The organism is Methanobrevibacter thaueri, from assembly GCF_015062905.1.
In the GTDB taxonomy this organism is placed as follows: domain Archaea; phylum Methanobacteriota; class Methanobacteria; order Methanobacteriales; family Methanobacteriaceae; genus Methanocatella; species Methanocatella thaueri_A.
The window spans coordinates 54,282-77,162 of sequence record NZ_SUTK01000003.1 but is presented as its reverse complement, the minus strand read 5'-3'; the positions used below and the strand labels follow the sequence as shown (position 1 = coordinate 77,162).

The 22,881-nt window shown below is 28.6% G+C and carries 14 protein-coding genes; 2 read left to right on the top strand and 12 right to left on the bottom strand.

The features are described from left to right. Positions 1-5: 5 nt before the first annotated feature. Positions 6-1,319: a hypothetical protein gene (locus E7Z79_RS01320; RefSeq protein WP_303738179.1), complete on the bottom strand. Its 1,314-nt coding sequence runs from the start codon at positions 1,317-1,319 to the stop codon at positions 6-8. Between the two features lie 318 nt (positions 1,320-1,637). Beyond that, positions 1,638-3,746, bottom strand: a complete 2,109-nt coding sequence (locus tag E7Z79_RS01315; protein ID WP_303738178.1) for a hypothetical protein — start codon at positions 3,744-3,746, stop codon at positions 1,638-1,640. 367 nt (positions 3,747-4,113) lie between these two features. Between E7Z79_RS01315 and E7Z79_RS01310 the strand changes: the two genes are divergently transcribed. Next, positions 4,114-5,928 (top strand): bifunctional 2-polyprenyl-6-hydroxyphenol methylase/3-demethylubiquinol 3-O-methyltransferase UbiG, encoded by a 1,815-nt coding sequence (locus E7Z79_RS01310; RefSeq protein WP_303738177.1) that lies wholly within the window; start codon positions 4,114-4,116, stop codon positions 5,926-5,928. A gap of 60 nt (positions 5,929-5,988) precedes the next feature. Continuing rightward, complete coding sequence (locus E7Z79_RS01305) at positions 5,989-7,116, top strand: YqiA/YcfP family alpha/beta fold hydrolase (RefSeq protein WP_303738176.1); 1,128 nt, start codon at positions 5,989-5,991, stop codon at positions 7,114-7,116. 134 nt (positions 7,117-7,250) lie between these two features. Here the strand turns inward: E7Z79_RS01305 and E7Z79_RS01300 are convergent, their stop codons facing one another. From E7Z79_RS01300 to E7Z79_RS01255, 10 genes are all read right to left on the bottom strand, one after another. Continuing rightward, positions 7,251-9,053, bottom strand: a complete 1,803-nt coding sequence (locus tag E7Z79_RS01300) for a glycosyltransferase family 39 protein (protein WP_303738175.1) — start codon at positions 9,051-9,053, stop codon at positions 7,251-7,253. Beyond that, positions 9,053-10,858: a glycosyltransferase family 2 protein gene (locus E7Z79_RS01295; RefSeq protein WP_303738174.1), complete on the bottom strand. Its 1,806-nt coding sequence runs from the start codon at positions 10,856-10,858 to the stop codon at positions 9,053-9,055. The genes E7Z79_RS01300 and E7Z79_RS01295 overlap by 1 nt, the downstream gene beginning before the upstream one ends. A 213-nt stretch (positions 10,859-11,071) precedes the next feature. Beyond that, on the bottom strand, positions 11,072-12,328 hold the full coding sequence (locus E7Z79_RS01290) for a glycosyltransferase family 2 protein (RefSeq protein WP_303738173.1): 1,257 nt from the start codon (positions 12,326-12,328) through the stop codon (positions 11,072-11,074). 10 nt (positions 12,329-12,338) lie between these two features. Next, positions 12,339-14,975 (bottom strand): CDP-glycerol glycerophosphotransferase family protein, encoded by a 2,637-nt coding sequence (locus E7Z79_RS01285; RefSeq protein ID WP_303738172.1) that lies wholly within the window; start codon positions 14,973-14,975, stop codon positions 12,339-12,341. Between the two features lie 114 nt (positions 14,976-15,089). Then, a complete protein-coding gene (locus E7Z79_RS01280; protein ID WP_303738171.1) occupies positions 15,090-16,991 on the bottom strand; it encodes a glycosyltransferase in 1,902 nt (633 codons plus the stop codon). 4 nt (positions 16,992-16,995) lie between these two features. Next, positions 16,996-18,171: a glycosyltransferase gene (locus tag E7Z79_RS01275; protein ID WP_303738170.1), complete on the bottom strand. Its 1,176-nt coding sequence runs from the start codon at positions 18,169-18,171 to the stop codon at positions 16,996-16,998. Positions 18,172-18,253: 82 nt separating this feature from the next. Continuing rightward, entirely contained in the window at positions 18,254-19,330 is a 1,077-nt protein-coding gene (locus E7Z79_RS01270) for a glycosyltransferase (RefSeq protein WP_303738200.1), read from the bottom strand. A 118-nt stretch (positions 19,331-19,448) separates the two neighbouring features. Beyond that, positions 19,449-20,498 (bottom strand): acyltransferase, encoded by a 1,050-nt coding sequence (locus E7Z79_RS01265; protein WP_303738169.1) that lies wholly within the window; start codon positions 20,496-20,498, stop codon positions 19,449-19,451. 72 nt (positions 20,499-20,570) lie between these two features. Beyond that, on the bottom strand, positions 20,571-21,893 hold the full coding sequence (locus E7Z79_RS01260; RefSeq protein ID WP_303738168.1) for a UDP-glucose/GDP-mannose dehydrogenase family protein: 1,323 nt from the start codon (positions 21,891-21,893) through the stop codon (positions 20,571-20,573). 112 nt (positions 21,894-22,005) lie between these two features. Further along, positions 22,006-22,674 carry a zinc ribbon domain-containing protein gene (locus E7Z79_RS01255; RefSeq protein ID WP_303738167.1) on the bottom strand — a complete coding sequence of 223 codons (669 nt, stop codon included), beginning with the start codon at positions 22,672-22,674 and terminating at the stop codon, positions 22,006-22,008. Between the last annotated feature and the right edge of the window lie 207 nt (positions 22,675-22,881).

Here is a 22,881-nt window from a genome sequence, read left to right as displayed (position 1 = left end):
AATATTTAGGAGTTCTCCCTAAAACTAATTTTCCTATTCTCATTACGACCATATCGTTCGTAATGGACTAAAGGATTCATCCCATGTCGTTTTACATCTTGGTTGCATTCAAAATACTCATCAGTGCTGAAATCAGGACCTGGGTCATTTCCTTTTGTATACCCGATGTTTAAATAATGATTAACAGGATCATCAAGTCCGTCTAAATCATAATTGCTCTTATACCAATCCCCATCAAAATACTGGGAATTCAAAATAATATCATGGTCCTCCTGATGCTGTTCATCAGAAAATTTAATAGTTCTTTTCTCAGCCCTTCCAAAGGTTTCATAATGAACTAACGGATTCTCCAAAACATTTTTAACATCACGATTGCAATCGAAATACTCACGGGTATTGAAATCAGGACCTGGATTATATCTTTTAATAAATCCAATTTTCAAATAATGCTCAACAGGATCGACATCCTCACCAATATCATAAGTACTTACATACCAATCCCTATCAAAATACGGAGAGTTCAAAATCAAATCATAATCATGAACGTTCTTATCTTTAATCGAGATGAGTCTGTTCTGTTTTCGACCATACACTTCATAATGAACTAAAGGATTGACATCTTTTAGTTTAACGTCCTTATTACATTCATAATACTCTTCGGAACTGAAATTAGGACCTGGGTCATATCCCTTTCTACAGCCAATCAATAAATAATGAATAACAGAATCAGTGTTATCCGCTATGTCATAGTTGTCCCTATACCACTGATCATCAAAGTAATTGGAATTAAAAACTTTGAAATAATTATTTGTTTTGGGAAAGACTTCCTGAAAACTAACTTCTGATAGAAAATAATAAAACTTATTTAATTTACGTTTATACAAATCATTTAAAATGAATTTTATTTGGCCAAAAACAGAGTTATCCTCTATAGGAAAAACCCATTCATATTCCTTTAATTCTTTAACATGGTCTTTAAATGTAAAAATATAATCATAATTAGCTAAATTTCCCCATTTGTCAAAATCATCTTTAACAATAGCGATTTTTATTGTATCTTCATGTGGCAACACATCTGGCTCAAATCTATAATCATCAGAAATGATAATCTGCTTTGAAAAATTACCATTTTTTCTAAAAGAAAGTCTGAGTTTAAATTTCTTAATTAAAATAACAATTAATTTATCTGTTGATTTTTCAATTGATTCATAGTCCTTTAACTTTTGAGAATCTACAAAATTATCACTTATCAAATTTTTATCTTTTGTAAAATATGAAATATCGAATGTTTTATAGATTGTTTTAAAGTCATATTCCATTAAATCACAAGTAAATAAATAATGCCCGATATCATTCTCGTTTAAATACTTTTTTAAAGTATTTTTACTACTGATTAAATTTAATAAATTATTTTTAATTGATATAAAATCACCACAATTGCATATCTCTAATTACTTCAATTAATATAGTATATAATCATCATTATATTTATAATGAATAACTAGACTAACCCGTGCTGCCAATCGTTTAGTTGATTTTTTATTACTAAAATCTCCAAAATGTCTAATTATCAAATAACCTTCTCATTACGAATAACATAATAACAATTACATAAATCAATTTCTTTATAATCATCATTAAGAATAACTAACATGATAAATTTTAAATTTATGATCATTGTAAATTTTTTCAAAGCTTACATTATCATTCGAAAACTTATTTAAATTTTTATCAGTGAGAATATAACTTACATTTAATTTTTCTAAATCATTTACATTTAAATCCACGATAAATGAATCAACTCTAACTAATTTAAATGAAGTATCATTTTTATCCTGTATATTTACCTCAATATGAGCATATCTGTTATATACATCATAATTTTGGTTATCTTCATCTATTTTTTGCCATGTTTCCAAATTAGGATATGTGTTTACAGAATTTAATGTTTTAGCTCCTGCTGGAAGAATAATATCTGATTTCATTCCCTGCGTTATCCATATTGCATCAGAGTCGTCTTTAACAATTTTTTCTACATTATGATAAACGTCTGATTCATATATTACATCCGTACCATGATCAACAGGATTTACCAATGCGCCTGTTAAAAAAGATAATCCAATCACACAAATCAAAAATATTTTCTGATTTCTTTTGGATGATGCTAAAAAACTTACTGAAAATAATATTGAGTAAATTACAATTATAATTAGGGGCATAAGAGATAAATAATAACTATTAAATTCAAAAGTTGACAGACAATACATTAAAATTGACAATATTACAGATATAAAAATAAATAGTCTCTTATGATTTAAATTTTTTAAATTACATATTGAACGGATTAAAACTAAAATACCTACAAAAGTGATTGCAGAAGGTATTCTAGTAGTTTTGACATGGCTTCTCAATGTTAAATCTACAATCAGATCAGGGAATTTTACTATATAAAATATTATAAAAAGAATATACAATATTAAAAGACCCACTAACAATTTATCTTTAGTTTTTTGATAGAATAATACAATTCCAGACAATAGTAATGGCATAGGAAACAAATCAACAAATACTGATAAATTACATACATTATTTGAAAGGTTATCCTGAACTAAAGGGTAAAATATAGTTGGCATATAATACAACAATGCATTGAAGGTACCTTCCCCATTAAATGCCTGAGAACCGGGATAAGATGTATTCAATATAATTTTAATTGTATCTAAAGAATTTGTTAATATATGACTCATTATTACAGAAAAGATTAATAAAAATACTGCAAAAATCACAAGATCTTTTTTATTAACTTTAAAATTAGCCCTATTTTTCAAAAATACCCAAATTGCAAATAAAATAAAAACATATGCAAAAGGAATCTGCCATGATGGATAAAATACAAGTAAAAATGTCCCAACTGAAATCATTAACCCAAAAGCAATTAATACTCGTTTTTTATAATCCTCAATTGTCATATACCAATATAATAACAAAGCACCCAGTTGTCCAAAGATTAACTGTTCGACCAAACCATTAATTGCAAACCACCATTGCACAACCGGAGAGAATGTGACCAATAAAGCATATGCCAAAGATAAAGTTTTATTTTTATTTGTTAGCAACATCCCAAATTCAAAAGACACTAACAATAAAAACACTAAACGACCTATCCAAAAAAAGGATAATCCTTGACCGGGATTTAAAAATAGATATCCAATTAAAAATGGTCTGAAAATAGTACCTATATCTAAAACCGGCTGTCCATAAATGATAAACATATCAGTTGTAGTGGCTCTAACAATATCTGAAAAATATCCAAAATCATTCATATATTGAGAAAACGCATACATTGTATTTACAATATATTCATCACTTCTAATAGGTCTAGATACTCCAAAAAAAGGTTTATGAGGTACATTGAACAAATTCATTTCATTAATCGAGGACCCGTGAATTTGAAAAATAATAGCGACAATAACAACAAATATCGAAAGATACAACCTGTAAGTATATAAAAAATTGAATACTTGATTTTTTCTAGTATTATCCGATAAAATATAACAAATAATTATAAAAAGTACCAAAAACACTAGGAATTCTTTAATTGAGAATAGATTAATAAAATCATATGATGAAAAATTAGAAAATAAATTATTATTTTCAACTAAAACAATATATGATTCAATAAAAAACGATGCGAAAATTGATAAAATCACACCTTTAATATTTCTAAATTTAAAATCATATTTCATTTATTAACTCCTAGATTAAATTTTATAAATAATTATTTCATGGAATAATATTCATTAATAAGCTATTCTAACTGTTTATATCATATTATATGTTAAAATTAAGTGATTAATATAATTTATTATAAAATCTATGATACCTCATAACTTTCAGTTGATTTTCTAGATTTTTTTATATTTAGAGAATTGTTTTAAATTAATAGTTCATTTTGACGTTCTATAGTTTTTCATGGATATTTATGCTTAATTTTGCCATTATATCCTTTAATTATTTTTTAATATTTAATTATCCTATATCTTTGAAGGAAATTTTATTAAGAACAAAAATTAAAATAATATATGATAATTTTGTAAATTGTGTGGTTTTTAGATGGCAACTATTAATAAAAAATTTTATAATAATGAAACTGAGTATAGTGACGGTTCAATTGAAGATGAAATACTAGATATGGTTAAAAGTACTGACGATTTAGAATCCATTCTAATTAATGATTCACGCTGGCCTGTATTTTATCATTTATCCTATTTAAGGGAAAATCTATTAAATTGGTATCCATTTAAAGAAGACTCCAATCTTTTAGAAATTGGTGCAGGATGCGGAGCATTAACCGGACTGTTCTGCAATAAGCTTTCAAAAGTTACAGCCGTTGAACTAACTGATAGAAGGTCACAAATAATATATAACAGACATAAAAATTATCCAAATCTTGAAATTTTTCCGGGAAATCTCAATAATATGGAATTCGAGGAAAAATTCGATTATATCATTTTATGTGGCGTTCTTGAATATGCTACACGATTTACACCAACAGATAATCCTCATGTTGATTTTTTAAAAAAAATCAAGAGCATGTTAAGTGAAGATGGAGTTATTTTAGTTGCTATTGAAAACAGAATCGGATTAAAATATCTTTCAGGATCAAAAGAGGACCATATAGCAAAAAGTTTCGTTGGAATTGATAATTATCCAAACGACAATAGTGTCAAAACCTTTTCCAGATTTGAATTAGAGGAAGTAATTAAAGAAGCGGGTTTCAATAATTATAAATTCTTTTATCCGTATCCTGATTATAAATTCCCAACAATTATCCACACTGATGATTTAATTGAAGAAATTCCTGTCCTGACAAATGCCCCTAATCCAGATTATGAAAAAATTAAACTATTTAATGATGGAAACTTGAATTTAACACTATCAAAAGAGAACATATCTAAATATTTCGCCAATTCCTTTTTAGTCGAACTTAGGAACAGTGAAGTTATACCAAAAACAGACAAAATCAAATATTCCAAATTAAGTGCTCGCAGAGAAAAGAAATTTAGAATCGGAACACAAATCTATGAAAAAAATGATAATACTGTCGTATCCAAATTTCCTTTGAATTCAACCTCTGAAGAACATGTTGAAAAGATGCATTATTACTCAAAAAATAATTTTGGTAAAATAAAATGTTTGGATAGTGTTTTGGAAAATAAGAATTTAATTTATTCATATCTTGATGAATTAAATTTATCCAATATCTTAACAAATTTATTGCTTAAAGATCCAACCAAAAAACAAGCTATTGATGAATTGAAAAAGGTTTATGAAGCCATTGAATTTGATTCCTCTGAAACTGACAAGTATCATACATCTGAATTTTCAGAGGTATTTGGATCAGAACAAATAAATAAACCTCTGCACTGCCATGAAGTATCAAATTTAGATTTTATTTTCAATAATCTGTTTTATGTCAATGATGAACTTTTAGCTATTGACTATGAGTGGTGTTTTGATTTTCCAATTCCTGTTGAATATATATTTTGGAGGTCACTTAACTTTGAATATTATCATAATGATGTCTTTAAAAAACTCTTTACAATTGAAGAAATTTTTGATGAATTAAAATTAGATAAAACAGGGATTCCAACATTTAAAAAATGGGAAGATCATTTTATGGAATATGTGGGTGGACCTGTCATCCCTAATCAAAAGATTGTAACTGGAGAACAAATTATTCGTGATTTAAAGCATTATAAAAAATTGGCTAATGATAAAGAAAAAGAGATAAAAAGCCTAAAAAAACAGATGAAAAAACTTGAAAAAAATAATTCAACATTGAAAAGTAAGTTAAAATTAATGGAAGACTCAAATTCTTGGAAAATTACTTCCCCATTACGTAATGTAATGAAAAAAATGAAGTAGACTTATTTTACTGAGATTATTATATTTAAAACCATAGATAAAACTTATTAAAGGGATTTCATGACAAACAAACGATTTGAATTAACCGATGAAATTATTGAAACTGCAGATTACGGCATGCACAAATTAATTGATAAGAATATTAAATTAAACTTTGATGAGATTTCCTCATTCGAATTTCCTTTAGATGAACCTTTTGGATTACAGGTAGTCTACAACAACACAATTCATTGTTTAGTAGTTAAATTCTCATCAAAAAATAAAAATCTGATATGCACTGGCCCAGGTGCTCATGAAAGAGACATAATCCGAAATGGGGAACTGTTTAAACCACCATATATCGATAGATGGAGTTGGTACACCTTCTTTGATGAATCATTCATTGCATATGCTGACCCCATGTTCTTCTATGGAGAAAAGATTAAGATTGCATGGCTTATCGGTACAAAAGAACACTGGTTTTTAGAAGATTTATCTAAAATCATTGAAGAATTATGTAAAAATCAAGAGATAAGACACGATAACATACTGTTTTGCGGATCATCAGGAGGAGGATATACCTCAGTTGTTCTAGGAACTCTAATAAAAAATTCACAGGTTCTAATTAACAATTCCCAATTGTTTGTAATGAATTATTGGGAGAGTATGGTAAATCCCCTATTTGATGTGTTATACGATTCATTTGTAGGCATGACTAAAGATGAAATTGTTGAAAAGATTAAACATAGATTAGACTTGATAGAATTATTCAAAAAAGAAAATTACGCTCCTTTTATAACATATTACGTTAATGCCGAATCAGAATGGGACATTAAACTTCATGGAATGCCTTTTTTAAAACAGATTTACAAATTGAAGCAGTTTAATGGACTTGAGGTTGTTTATTATCGTGAAATTAAAGATGTTCCACATGAACCAATGGACCCTAAAAAAACCGTCAAAGTGATTAAGGAATACTGTAAAAATTACTTATATAACACTGGAGAGACTAAAATAAGAACAGAAAATCAGAATATATACATTGAAGGCAAATATATTAGCCAACTTGAAAAACAAAACAAAAAACTAAAAAAAAAAAACAAAAAATTAAAAAAAGAAAATAAAGAGTTATTAAATTCAACAAGCTGGAAAATAACATCTCCTTTAAGAAAAATCAAAAGATATCTGAAAAAAATTAAGATAAAATAATGGGAGTAATTTAAGTAGAACTACTTCCACTAACTTTCCTTAAATAAGGAATCTTACTCATTGTCAAAATAATTAACCATAAAACAACCAAAATCATGACCAAAAGCAGCGTATAAAAAAAATAATACACCTAATTAGAAATTTCTCTCGTACAGACTAGTTGCTCCCTCATGATAAATTTTTGTGTAATTTTCATGTTGCCATTTAGCAGTTGTGATGATATAATCATACTTAGTTTGATTAAATTCTTTTAATTCAAAACCTATACCTACCAGTCTATCAGCATGAGATCCTGGAATGTTAACTAAATCCACCTCATTTTTAAAATACCATTCATAAAATCTTAAGCCTCCTGACGATCCGATTTCTTTATCCATAAAATTTTCATCATAGTTAATTAAATAATTAGCAACTGAATCTATTTGTAATGCCATATCATCATATTCCACTGTACTAGGGAAATTAAAAATCATAAATAATAACAGAATTATGAAAATTATGGTTAAAAATCTTGATAAAAAATAGCTGTTATCTTCAGATTTATCTTTGTTAAATGTAGGGCTATCAAAGTTATTTCCAATGAAGTTGAAAACTTGATTCAAAGAGTAAATTACAAAATATACCAATGCAGGAAAAGTTGGTAAAATATATCTCTCTGTTTTTATATCCATTAAAGAAAATACAATTAAATAAAATGTAAACAAACAAAAACAAATCAATGATACAGTAAAATTATCAATATTTCCACAATATCTCTTTGCTAAATGCATCAAAATTAAACAAATAACCCATATCGAAAATAGAGTTATCAAATAATTTGTTTTTAGTCCAATAATTGCAAAACAACATAAAACAAAAATTAATAAACAGAAAAATTTATGTTCAAAAATTTTTCCAACAAAGCATTTAATAGCATTACTAGATTTTTTTACTTTTAATAAAAATCCAGATATCAAAATTAAAATTATTAAATAAACAACAGGAGAATGATTAATAAAATTTGGACCCAAATTTTCAAATATTATTTTATCACAATATAAAAAATTTAGATAATTCTTAATATAAAAAAATTTATCGGGGAGATGGCCAAATTGATAAGAATTTGAACTAAAATGATTTAAAGACCCGGAAGCCGCTCCAAAATAACTCAAACTTGAACCCATAGACAACAAAACATGGAAAACATACAGTAAACATGTTAACGAAATGATACCGGAGATACAAATCCACTTAAATTCATTACTTCTAAAAAAATCAGATGATTTTTTAATAAATAATCGTCTGTCATATATCATATCCTTAACTAATTCAATTACATCATGATTTTTAAGAACATACAAAGCAATTAAAATTATTATATATGCATTTGTATATCTGGTGAAAAATGACAGCACTGCTGAAATTCCAGCTAAAGCATAAAATCTATTATCATTATCTATGGCAAATGTGAAAATCAAAGTCCATATTATCATCGAAACAGCGGGAACGTCCAACAATCCACATGCAAAATACAGTAAAGTTAATGAAAAACTGGAGTATAAAAGTGCACCTGTGAAACTTAATAAAGGTGAAAACCTAATTTTAAGAAGGACATACATCCCTAAAATTCCTAAAATTCCAAATAATCCAGTGACAATAAATATTGAACGAATATCAACAAATCCCAATCTAAACAAAATCGATGTTAAATAACAAACTACTGGCGAATTGGCCAAAAACGATGGATTAGAAATATTATTAACATTTAAATCTGCAAAATCTAATGCAGCTGCTAAATAAACATAAAGATCAGAAGAAAAAGCACCTCTAGTTAGATGAAATCTGATTAACATTACAGTAATTAACAGACTAATCACAAACAATATCAACAGATAATATTTGTCTTCATCATATAAATTGATTTTATTAAAAAAACTTGACACATTCATTTCAATCATCATATATCCCACTGAGGAGTCTTGTACCCTAATTTTTCAGCCAATTCCGGCTCCCATTGATTTTTTGTAAACATGACATCAAATTTATCCTTGTTCTCCTTAAGTTTCTTTGTTGATTGTTGAAATTTATGATAAACCATTGCGTATGAAGTTTGGTATATCTTTAATTTTAAAACATGGCGAACAAAATTTGAAAATATCCTATCTGAACGGTAATGTCTTCCCAATTCGGAATCTAAACCTAAACTTCTATCATAAACATCTCTTTTAATGTAAGTGCAGAAAAACGGAGCGAAATTGAGCTCCAAAAGTTCCCCATCATGAAACAAAGGCACATTAATAATATTTCTATGAGTCCTGGATGGAGTCACATCACATTCATAATGGAAATTTGCATAAGGAACATTATATTTTATTCTTGAATCCTTATCAAACAATATCTCCTGAGGCACTATAATCCCACAATCCTCAATTTCATAAGCATGAAACTGCATTGCTTCCAATGCACCTTTTGTCAAAATAGCATCATTATTCAGAAGTAAAATGTCCGAATTTTTATCTGATATGGAAATTCCCTGTTCTACTGCATATGTAAAACCATAATTAATCTCATTTTGAATTAATTTGATTTTACCTTCTGAATGCATGGCCTTAAGATATTCTTTAACTTTATCATTAGAATCATTGTCAACGACGATAATGTCAATCAAAGGGGAATCAAATGATAGAATTGTATTTATATTTTCTTTAAGGTCATCCAGCAATTCATAACTTGGAATTACAATACTGATCTTTTTATTTAATTCATATATTGAAGAAAAATCTTTTTTATTGTCAATTAAGTTATGAATTAATTCAGTTTCAGTTTCATCATCAGGACTTTCATAATTTGTTTTGGACTGCAAAACAGGAATTGAATACAACTTATAATCATTTGAAATATTTAAAATGAAATGCCAATCGTTTAAAGAGCTTAAAGACTCCTCAAATTGAACGTTATTAATTAAAGACCTTTTATGAGCAAATGCGCTTAAAGAGATGTAATTCCTATTGTACAATAATGATTTATTATATGCTCCGAACTGTACTCCTGAAATTTTGTCCCAATCATTGTCATATATTAATTGACCGGAATATATTGCATCAGCATCAGATACTTCGAAAAATGCTCCCATCATTGTTTTTAAGTATTCTTCACACCAGGCATTGCCAATATCTATATAAAAAATGTACTCACCCTCTGCTTTTTCAAGCGCTAAGTTTCTACAATAGGAAAATCCTTTTCGCTCAGCATTCTGGAGTATTTGAACATTTGATTTGTCAATTGAATTTAATGCATCGGCAGTTTTATCTTCGCTGGCATCATCAATTATAATCAATTCGAAGTTATTGTAAGTTTGATTTAAAACGCTTTCAATAGTATCTGAAAGTTCTGGTTCATTATTAAAAACCGGAAGTATGATAGAAACCAATGGTTGATTATTTTCATCCACATTTCTCTTCAAATACTTTGCCAAATGATCCATGAATGAAAAACATCGTTTATCCACATTTGAAAAAGGAGAATTAATTATAGGGGACACATAAAATTTTGATAAGATTCCTTCAAAATCAAAAAACCAATAATCTCTTTGATATTCATCAACTAATGACTCTTTATCTTTTTGAATTTTATTATACTTCTTTTTTAAAGAATTTAATTCATCCTGCTTCTTCTTTAAATCTTTTTCTGTGTTTTTTAAATTTTCATAACCTTCTTTATAAAAATTATAACTATTACTGTGATTTAAGATTTTTTGAAACACTTACACATAACCCCCTTCAATATCACCTAAAAACATTTAAAGAAACTACTTGAAAACTTCAATGAATCAACTTTTTAACCTTTAAGAAAATTCTAAATATTTTTAATTTAATATCTGTAATTACTTCCATATACACATTATTATTAAATTTATAATTGCCCCAATTAATTAAACATATATTAACTATAGCATGTGCAATTGGAGTAATGTCATCTAATTATGCAATTTGAGTTTATCTGCAATTTTAACAGCTTTACGTGATTTATAATCGGAAACTAAATTTTTTAATTGATTATTTTCATCTTTCAATTTTTTATTTTTCATCTTAAGCTTTTCATTTTTATCTTTAAGTTTATCGTTTTTTTGATTTAATTTATCAATTTTTTTATCCTTTTTATTATTTTTATCAGTTAAATTCTTAATTGTATCATTTAACATTGATTTTTCATTATTTAACCTATTTATTTGCTGATTTAATCTAACTCTTTCCATCAGCAAATCATATTCTTTATATGTATCTGATTCCATCACATTTTCGTAAATTGTAAGAGTGTGTGGAGTAAAAATATCCATTAGATTATCATGACCTTCAGATTCATCAAGCGCTGAGAGATCTTTTTTGAATTCTTCTAAAAACAGTTGCTTATATTGTTCTTGAATTTGATTATATCGCATATCAAAACTGCCAATTTTCCAGTTATATAAGTAATGTTTATATTTTTCTAGATTCCCATATTTCTCAAAAAGAGATACAATTCCATTTAACGCAATGAAAATATTCAAGTATCGTTTGTCTTTTGATTCCTGAATAGAGGAGGAATGAATTCTTCGCACATAAAACAGCTGATTATTAAAGCAAATCTTTTTAGAATTAAATAACATTTCCCAAAAAAACTTATTATCATGAAAAATTATGCCTTCTGCAAATTGAGCTCCACTGTTTAAAATAAATTCCGCATCATAAAATTTGCCCCAGGGAGTAGCGGATAACCTAAGCAACATATTTTCAGGAAGGTCTTCATATGAAAAAATTTCCTCCCCCACTTCATTATAAAGATAATTCAGATTATAATATTCGCCGTCAACATATTCGCCGGTATCATCATCATAATTAATTGCTTTAAAAAATATGAAATCGACATCTTTTTCTTTAATCAAATTATAATTATTTTCTAAAGCTTCAGGACACAATATATCATCTGAATCGATGAATAATAAATATTTACCTTCAATTAAATGGAATGTAAAGTTTCTAGCATCCCCACCACCCTTATTTTCTTGATGGAAAACTTTCATACGGTCATCTTTTTTTGCATAATCTTGAAGAATAGATAATGAACTATCAGTAGAACCATCATCAACGCAAATAAACTCAAAATCTGTGAAGGACTGATTCAATACACTTTCAATTGATTCCTCTAAGAACTCTTCACAATTATATACCGGCATTATAACTGATATTTCAACCATACAATCACTCCTAATCGTCTTCTAAAATCCACTCATATACTCTTTTACAATTATTTTTATCAGTATATTTAAAGAAATCATCTACTCTTTTTTGATATTTCTCTTCCATTTCGCAGTTATTTTCAACATAGTGTTCTATTTGTGTAATCAGTTCCTCTTCTGATTCGATGACTTCTCCAAATCCCATTGTTTCATAATCAAAATACCCTTTTTCATAATGATAATCCTCATTTTGATAATATATCACTGGTTTTTTGATATATGCAAAATCAAAAAATACTGACGAATAATCTGTAATCATCAAAGAAGAATTATTAAACAGTTCCTGATAAGGAGAGTCATAATCTACCTTTATTTCATCGGAAACATTAAATAATCCCATATAAGGCAACAAATTCTGATGCGGTTTAAATATAATTTCATAATTATTCCTTTGAAGCAGGTCTGATAATCTTTCATTTTCCAATAAAGATTTTATTCTCAAAAAATATTCTGATGAATAAAAATTATCTTCATTTATATAACTTCTCCATGTTGGAATAAATAATATCTGCTTTTTATTTCCTTCATTCTTCAAATTATCATAACGTGGAAAACCTAAACATTGAACCACATTCTCATCATAATTATAATGTCCATTAACAATCGAATCATATTCATATTTTGATAAAGTTAAAAATAGATGCATATTATGAAGATACTTCACAAGATATCTGGAAACATCATCTTTTGTAACACCATGCTGTAAAAAATATCTTTTATGTGTTGTCAATCCTGAAAATAAAATTTTATTAGTGAAATGAAACGGATTTAACCATTCGTGATTGATATGTGAAGATATTATTTTTTCAGCATAGAAATACAATAGTTTATGTTTTATTGAACCGAAATTTACGACATTTTTGGAACTGATACTCTTAATCGTTTTATAATCCTTTGACTTTTTATCAACAATAAAATATTTTTCAATGCCGTCATTCTGGGAAACCGCATATTTGAATAAATGTTTTGCATTATCGTCAGCAAAATCACGACGATCAATAAATAACCATATTTTCCTATTTTTCCATAAAGGATAAACACATAAATTAAGCAAATGCATAAATATTGCATAAATATCGTAAGGTTCCAATGAAGTTAAAATTTTGAATAAAGATAATGTTTCTAATTTAAACCTGAATTTTGATGAAAAATCAACAATATGGAACGAATTATCTGTGAATAATACAATTTTATTATCCTTCACGAAGTAATTTGAATACTCAGACAGATTACAATAATCCACCAATTTTAATTTTGGATAGAATTTTACAGATTTATCATTCTCATTATAATTAATAAAGAATGATATCTTACAGTTTTCATTTTCATCAACCGGAATTTTAAAATCTAAATTATAATAGAATTTCCAAGGAATGCCTATAGAGGTGTTTAAATGCCTATGTGTTGTAGGATATTCAACATATTTGGACTTATATATTTCTTTAGTATCGCCTACTTTTTTAATAGCTTCAATAGATAGAGTAACATCATCGCAATAACTTACAAAATAACCGGAAATATTCATAAACCCTCCAGTTAATTCAACAATGTCAATATTTAAAGTATGCTTATGAACTCTATTGATTACCTGGTCGCCTGACATGAATATAAGTTTTTTCTTATTAGGCACTTTAATTGAAAAGTCATTATTATTCTTCAAATATATTAAAAAATCCATTTGGTCTTTGGTCATGTAATTATGGTTTAATATAATGCTTTTATCAATATATCCTAATACATAATGAATCTCATCCATCAAAACATCATATTCCTCTTTCGTAAGAATATCCCATATATCCAAACCATTATAATACCACTGCATATCATGGGCAATAACATACTGGACAAATTTAGGAACATAATTAAGCTTTTCCAAACAATAATTGATTAGTTCAACGTGGAAATATCTACTTTTATCCAAATAAAATTCTTTTTTAATATTAATGCTATCTATAGTTGATGAAGCATCACTTCGTTTCCTATATAAATATTGAGCATCATTAACAAAACCTATCTTACCTTCATTAACAAGCAACTTATTAATTAAAACGGCATCTTCACCAATATTGAATCTCTCATCAAAGCTAAAATTGTCAAATAAACTTGTTTTAATAAAACAAGACGCAATAGATAATTGAGGATAATCAAATTCCTTATAAACATCCACAACTTTATCACATATGAATTTCTCATTTAACGTATGATCTCCAGTGATTCTATCAAAGAATACCAGTGGAATCGCAATAATATTTACATCATGATTTTTAAAAAAAGAATAGATTTCACGTAAAGATCCTTCAGATAATTTGTCATCACTGTCTAAAAAATTAATGTATTCCCCTTCGGCATATTTTAAACCTAAGTTCCGTGCGGATGATTGGCCTCCATTTTCTTTTGATACTGCAATAACATTATTGGGATATATTTTCTGATAACTTAATGCAATTTCTCCCGAATTATCACTGCTGCCATCATCAACAAGGATTAACTGAACATTTTCTTCAAAGCCCAAATCTTGATTAATAATTGAATTAACTGTTTCTTCAAGATAATCTTCAGCATTATAAACTGCAATTACAATAGAAAACTTAAATTTTTTATTCATGTTAATCCTCAAAAGACTGTTATCCTCTACTAATATTTTTAAAAGAAAATTTATGATATTAATATATTACATTAATAATAAATATAAATATTTCTTAGATTTATAAAAAATAAACTATTTAGTGCATTCAAATATGTTTTCATCTTTTATCAGGGCATATCGCTCAACCGTTTCATGACCTAAATTTTTAATAAAATCGTCAGATTTTATATCAAAACCTGATTCCATTAACCTGTCTTTAAAATCTGTTCCATAAAGCCTTACATGATCAAATTGGCCGTAATGTTTTTCTCTCAGTTCAGGAGTATTGTATTTCGCATCTTCAAGTGTCTTCTCATAATTGTGAGGAAGTTCGAAAGCGATTCCATTGATTGGAACCAATATTAATGCAGTTCCTCCGGGCTTTAGAACACGGTAAAGTTCGCTTAATGCCTTTTTATCATCAGGAACATGTTCCAGGACATGTGAACAATAAATCAAATCAAAATAATTGTCTTCATATGGAATATCCTGAACATCAACTATCTCTTCAATATGCCATTTTTCATCACTGACATCAACAGGATGATATTCTATATCGCATTCGGAGAATAATTTTCTGAATTGTTCCTCTGGAGCAAAATGAAGAACCCTGTTGCCATTCTTTAATATGTGATTGTTCTGCCGGAAATACAGCCATAGAGCCCTGTGCCTTTCATGGCTTAAACAGTTAGGGCATTCCACTTCCCTGTGAACTATTTGAGGATAAGGCCTAAAGTCGATTCCCACATGCCCACAAATCGGACATTCTTTAGGAGGATAAATCTTTTTGTATTCATTTAAATTTTCGGTTAATTCCTCTTCATTTACATTTATCTCGAGATCAGCGCTGTTATTTGAGAATAATGCCCTTATTGTTTTGGCTATTTTAATAAGCTTCCAGATTCTAGTAGAATATATCTCTTTTTGAATGTTCTTCTGATTTTCAAGTTGGCGAATATATTTCTTTTTCTGTTTTTTTAATTTTTGTTTTTCCTGCTTCAATTCCGAATGTCTTTCATGCAACAATGGAATTTCTCGATTAATTTCATAAACATAAGGATTTGAGGCATTGGAAAATGCATCCCATCTTCTTTTAATGTGCTTTGAAACCAATGGATTTTTATCAGAGTTTATTCCATCCAAATATGATTTTGCCTTTTTATAGTACTCCTCATCGGGATTTTGAGGAATATGTCTTATTATTTGAGCTATCCTAAACAGTTCATATTCATTTTTGAATCTATCATAATAATTTTCAGATACCAGAAAATCCTTAACCCTGTCCACCACTTTAAATATGGAATCGTGTAATGTGGAATCATAGGAAACGGAATCTTCATTATCCAATCTATAATAGTACAGATATTCTGGAACAAAAGATATTCTTGATGACCTCAGCATTGATTTAACATGAAAAAGTATGTCTTCAAAAGGCAAGTCTTCATCAAATACAAAATCATCATAGCTTTTCAAGAAGTCATTTTTATATAATTTGGTCCATGGGGCAAAATATGCATTTAACACATACATTTTAACGGATTTATAGTTAAAAGTGAAATTGTTAAACTCCACACGCGGAAATATCTTATCAAACTCAAAATATGTCGCACTATTCGTTTTCTTATCGTCAATGAGGCTGCCAATTTTAAAAAATGCAATGTCTGAATCATTAGAGGTCATATTGTCATAGGTTAATTTCAGAAAATCAGGCGCGATATAATCATCGGAATCCATAAAAAAGATGTATTCCCCATCACTTTCATTTAATCCGGCATTTCTGGCACTGCCTGGACCGCTGTTTTTTTGTGAAATGACTTTAATCCGTGAGTCAATATTTGAAAATTCATTTAAGATTTCCAAGGACCCGTCTGTGGAACCATCATTAACGCATATCAACTCAAAATCTTCTAATGTTTGAGTTAGAATACAGTTTAAAGTATTCCTTAAGTATTTTTCACTATTGTAAACAGGCAATATTATAGAAACTTTTGTCATTTTTTCATCTTCTTAATACATTTTTGATTTGGCTAAGCGGTTTTACCATTTTCCAGCTTCTAGAATTGAAAATAGCATTATTTTGCTTCTTATACTTCGATATTTCTTTTTTCAATTCTGTATTATCATTTTTAAGTACATCAATTTCATATTCTAATCTGAAAATTTTATTGTTTATCTTGGTCTGCCGTTTTCTTAACTTATGCCTTAGGTTAATGGATTCATATTCAATATGGTTTTCACAGTATAATGCGGATTTAAACATTAAACGTACATAGAAAGGGAGATTCTTGAAATCCTCATCATTTTCATATTTTTCTCTCGAATCGTTAAAATCGGCCTTAATCTTTTGAAAGAATTCCTCCTTTTCTTCCTCTTTTACGTGGGTAAACAGATAGTACGAATCTACAATTCTTTTTTTATACAACTGATCTTTTAACTTTTCATAGCAGCCATATTTTTTCGCTAATTCAACTATCAATTTAGATATATCTATCCAGTCTGAAAATTTTTCAGTATGTGATTGGGTAATCGAATCAGACCTCACACGCCTGAAGTATAAGTGCTTATCATAAAAATAGACTCTTTTGGCTTTAAGCAGAGCTTCTGTATAAAACAGGTTGTCTTCAAAAATCAAACCTTCAGGAAATCTCATATCCCCAATAAATTCATTTTTAAATAAGTTTCCAGGTGCGGTGACTGACAACCCTAAAAGATTTTCCCCAATGTCATCAACAGGATTGAATACCTTCCCATCCGCTTTTTCTTTTAAAATGAGATTTTCATAATAATCATCTATTATTTTTTCCCTGGTTTTATCGTCAAAATTTATTAATTTAAATACTACAAAATCAGTAGAGTTGCTTTGGGCGATTTCATACAATTCTTGAAGTGCAGATGTTTCCAGATAATCGTCAGAATCTAAAAAGCAAACATATTCCCCAACTGCTGCATCCAAACCTATATTCCTTGATGCCGCAAGACCTTTATTTTCCTGATCGATTATTCTAATACGTTTATCATCATAGGAATTTAGTATATTCAACGAATTATCGGTTGAACCGTCGTTGATGCATATTATTTCAATATCTTTTAGGCTTTGACTAACAACACTATTAATACACTCTTTTAAGTAATCTTCAACATTGTATACTGGAATAATTACTGAAATTTTTACCATACTAACCCTTTTTAAATGTTTTTTAGCGCCCTATTGACATTTTAACTTTTTTTCACAAGATGCATTTCTATAATCTACTAGCTTATCGTGGGAAATGAAGCATTTTCCTAATATATTTCAAAAATTTATTATAAACTCTTTTAAAAATATTTGGCTTCTTTTTAGATTTTTTCCGTTTTTTCTTTTTTAAGTCATATTCCTTAACAGCTGATTCAAATTCCTGATAAGTTTTTGAATTAATGCCTGTATAAAGAATAAATTTTGCTCTAGGATTGAATTTGCCAAAATCCTCATCCTTTTCCAAATCCATAAGGGATTTTGGGAAATCCTCTTGAATTTTTTCAAAAAAGTCCGGTTTATATTCATCAGTTACTTCAACAAACCTGGTATAAATGTTAGTGAATTTCTTTTTAAAAATCTTATCTTTAAAATCTTCATAAACTTCCAGATCTTTAAGTAAATCATATATAATATTATATATTTCAATTAAATCCGGGAAATTTGAAAAATTGGATTGGGTAATTGAATTCTTGCGAATTCTCCTCCAATACATATACTCATCATAAAAATAAACCCTTTCCGCCTTAAATATTGCTTCAACAAAAAATGGATTGTCTTCGAAAATCAGATTTTCATGATATTTGATGTCTTTAATAAAATCTCTTCTGAATAATTTTGCCGGACCGGTTACGGAAATATTTAAGACCGAATCATAAACATCCCTGTAGCTAAACACATTATCTCCGCAGGCATCTTTTAGGAATTTCATATCAAAGTAATCGTCACTGTACTCTTCCCTATTATCATCATAAAAGTTAATTATTTTAGTTATTGCAATGTCCAGTGAATTTTCTTGACAAACTGCATAAAGTTTCTCCAATGCATCAAGTCTTAAATAATCATCAGAGTCCAAAAAAGTAATATATTCACCATTTGCATGTTCAATTCCAACGTTTCTTGATGCCGCCAGCCCTTTATTCTCTTGTGAGATTATTTTTATCCTTGAATCTGAGTATTCCTTGACTAAATTTAGCGAATTATCAGTAGAACCATCATCAATGCAGATAATCTCAATATCAGTTAATGTTTGATTAATTACACTATCAATGCACTCATTAATGTAGCGTTCGACATTGAAAATAGGAATGATAATAGACACTTTAGCCAAAATTAACCCCTCTAAAAATATGATTAATTCCTATATTTAAATAGTATATATAATAGTTATATATTTAACATAATTAAAACTTATGCATAATTACTTAGAAACATCATAATTATGTTCCACTGAACTTTTTTAGAGAAGGTATTTTACTGAAAATCCAAATCAAAGCCCATGACCCCATGAGAACTACTAAAATCATGAATGGAATCCATTTAAAAGGATTTCTCAAAAATAGGTTATAGGTTTCATCTAAAATCTGAAAACCCCAAATAAAAAGATAATGAGTTAGGTAGATTCCATAGCTGCAAAGGCTTAAAGATAAAATTAATTTTCCTAATTTGGAATATTTAATTCCAAAATATATTTTCGAAATTAATGAACCCTCTCCGGATTCGGCAATTTTAGCGGAATATCTTAAAAATAAATATAATCCAGAAGCCTGGAATACAGGAATTGGAGTCAAATAGAAATTTCCTAAATCAATTGAATATAGAATCACATATAAATGTATGCCTGTAAAGACCAAAAACATTATACTGCTTATTGCAATCATTGCTTTATCAGACCATTTAAATTCCTTATTTGATAAATACCAACCCAATACAAAATAACCTAAAAATCCTGAAAAATATGTTAAATTAATTTTAGGAGGTATAAAGTGAAATACATTAGAGAAAAATGTAATAATCCAAATTATTAAGAAATATTCGGCACCTTTAAACTTAAACTTTTTAATGAAAGGACTTAAGACAGGAATAAACAAATATAATCCTGCCAATGTCCAAATGAACCAAACATATCCCTCTTTAAATATGATGTTCATGATATCATCAAAACCATAAGCATGGTCCATTAGGAACACTTTAAAAAGTATGACCACAGCCATCCAGAAAACAAACGGAACAAATATTCTACTGAATCTGCGTTTAAAAAATGATTTAAATTCATAGTCCCTATCCAATAATAATGCCCCACTAATCATGAAAAATAATGGAACTCCCAAATCACCCAATACTGCAAAAGAAGAAGAGAAATTACAATACAAAGTATTTGGAGTCTCCGCCCATGCAAACCATTTGCTTACATGAATAAAGATAACAAAAATGATGGCTAGTGCCCTTATTTCATCTAAATAAAATATTCTCTCCTTTTTTAATACCATATATTGACCTCAATTTTTCGATAAAGTCATAGTTTGAAAGGGTTAATGAGTGTTAAAACAGGATTAAAACTCTTAACATCCAATTTGATATAATTCAAATCCAATGTTTCTTATTTTTGGATTATAAATATTTCTTCCATCAAATATTATCTTTTTATTCAGCTTATCTGCAAGAAGATTAAAATCAGGATTTCTGAATTCCTTCCATTCAGTGATCAATATCAATGCTTCACAACCGTCCAAAGCTGAATATCTGCTGTCTGCAAATTCAATAGAATCCAAATATTTGTCATCAATGAACTTTTTAAATTCCTCGATTGCTTTTGAATCATATGCCTTAATCTTTGCACCTTTATCAATGAGTGATGAGATTACAGTAAGTGATGTAGCTTCACGAACATCATTTGTGTATGGCTTGAATGAAAGACCCCAAATTGCAAAGGTAAGGCCACTTAAATCATCTCCAAACCTACTGACCACCTTATTCACCAAGACCTTCTTTTGATGATTATTGACCTCTTCAACATTGGATAAAATTTTAGGGTCATAACCGTTTTGCTGGGCGGTATTAATCAAAGCCTGAACATCCTTTGGAAAGCAACTTCCTCCATAACCGCATCCGGCATAAATAAAATCATAGCCTATACGTTTATCAGACCCAATTCCCAAACGCACATTTTTAATATTGGCTCCGGTAACTTCACAGATATTCGCAATTTCATTCATGAATGATATTTTAGTTGCAAGCATTGCATTTGCAACATACTTGGTCATTTCAGAGCTTTTAATATCCATTAAAATAAATCGGTCATGATTAAAGACGAAAGATGAATATAAATCTTTTAAAGTTTCAAATACTTCGTCCTTTTCAGCACCCAATACTATCCTATCCGGACGCAAACAATCATTAACCGCACTGCCTTCCTTTAAAAACTCTGGATTGGATGCAATATCAATTTTAACATTTGAATTGTTTTCAGATAGAATATCCTCTATTTCCTTTTTTACTTCAAATGCAGTTCCTACAGGAACTGTGGACTTAATCACTATTAAGGAATCATGCGACAAGCTGTTTCCAATATTCCTTGCAGCTTCAAAAATATAGTCCAAATTTGCGCTTCCATCATCTTTCATAGGAGTGCCTACAGCTATAAAGATAATATCCGTATTATCCAACGCATCCCTAATGTTAGTGGTAAAAACTAGATCCCCTCTATCATGTGAAGTTTTAACGATTTCATTTAATTGAGGTTCGAAAATAGGTATAACATTATTCTTAAGGCCTTCAATTTTTTCACTATCAGTATCAACACAATAAACTTTATTTCCCATTTTTGAAAAGCAAGCGCCGGTTACAAGGCCCACATAACCGGTTCCTATTATAGTTATATTCATATAATCATCTCCATATTAATATTTAATAAAAAAATTATATAAATATGCATTATTTTTAATAGAAATCAAAGGATTAATACTAATCCAAAAAAAAGAAAAAATCAGTACTCAATTAGAATGTTTGAGTACCTGCTTCCGGACTTAAGCTTACACTTTTTGTATCAAGTAATTTGCTGCCTGATTCGTCGTATAAATTAATTTCAGCAAAGTCAGGGAAATATTTGTATGCATCTGCACTAGATACTTCAAGATGTCCGCTTGAATCCACGGTTACCGGAACCATATTACCATTGTTTAAAGTGGATCCGTCACGTGAATAAAAGATTTGCAAAATAACTTTCTCACCGGCATGCTGTGAACCTACATCAATAGAAGCATAAGTCTTGTCCTCCAGTTCCCCGCCAGTTGTAAAGCTTCCACCCCGTATGGACATGGAAGTGGTTTTTGGAGTGCTTTTAGAAGCTTGTGAAGCTTGTGATGAAGAAGAGCTTTCGGCCTGAACTGGTTCGCTGTCATCATCAGCACTTTGAATTTGTTGAGGTTGGGAATCATTACTTTGATGTGAACCAAATCCATAAATATAGACAAAAGCACCTGCAAGAACAATTGCAACAATTGCCAATGCAACAATTAGGTATTTGGTAGTATCATCTTTTCCTGATTTATTGTTCATAGAGTTAATCATGTTTTCATGACTCAGTTCTTTTTTCAAGGGAGTTCCACATTTTTTACAAAATTTTGCGGAATCATTATTTTCACTATCACAGTTAGGACAACGCATTAACTATCACCTCATATAAATCCATAGTTAATCATAATTTGTATACCATATTAAATATAATTATCCTATCTCATGCAATTCAGTCAAAATAAGAAAAATCTTAACGATGCATCCATATGACAATATACATAAGTATTCGAAATAATATGTGAAATGAAATAATTAAAAATGTAATTAATTAAATAATACGTTTCATTAAAAAATAAT

Coding starts and splice junctions, on each gene's coding strand:
- E7Z79_RS01260 (WP_303738168.1), bottom strand. CDS start 21,893: ATGAATATAACTATAATAGGAACCGGTTATGTGGGCCTTGTAACCGGC.
- E7Z79_RS01265 (WP_303738169.1), bottom strand. CDS start 20,498: ATGGTATTAAAAAAGGAGAGAATATTTTATTTAGATGAAATAAGGGCA.
- E7Z79_RS01305 (WP_303738176.1), top strand. CDS start 5,989: ATGACAAACAAACGATTTGAATTAACCGATGAAATTATTGAAACTGCA.
- E7Z79_RS01285 (WP_303738172.1), bottom strand. CDS start 14,975: ATGAATAAAAAATTTAAGTTTTCTATTGTAATTGCAGTTTATAATGCT.
- E7Z79_RS01275 (WP_303738170.1), bottom strand. CDS start 18,171: ATGGTAAAAATTTCAGTAATTATTCCAGTATACAATGTTGAAGATTAC.
- E7Z79_RS01290 (WP_303738173.1), bottom strand. CDS start 12,328: ATGGTTGAAATATCAGTTATAATGCCGGTATATAATTGTGAAGAGTTC.
- E7Z79_RS01320 (WP_303738179.1), bottom strand. CDS start 1,319: ATGGAATATGACTTTAAAACAATCTATAAAACATTCGATATTTCATAT.
- E7Z79_RS01315 (WP_303738178.1), bottom strand. CDS start 3,746: ATGAAATATGATTTTAAATTTAGAAATATTAAAGGTGTGATTTTATCA.
- E7Z79_RS01280 (WP_303738171.1), bottom strand. CDS start 16,991: ATGACAAAAGTTTCTATAATATTGCCTGTTTACAATAGTGAAAAATAC.
- E7Z79_RS01255 (WP_303738167.1), bottom strand. CDS start 22,674: ATGCGTTGTCCTAACTGTGATAGTGAAAATAATGATTCCGCAAAATTT.
- E7Z79_RS01300 (WP_303738175.1), bottom strand. CDS start 9,053: ATGATTGAAATGAATGTGTCAAGTTTTTTTAATAAAATCAATTTATAT.
- E7Z79_RS01310 (WP_303738177.1), top strand. CDS start 4,114: ATGGCAACTATTAATAAAAAATTTTATAATAATGAAACTGAGTATAGT.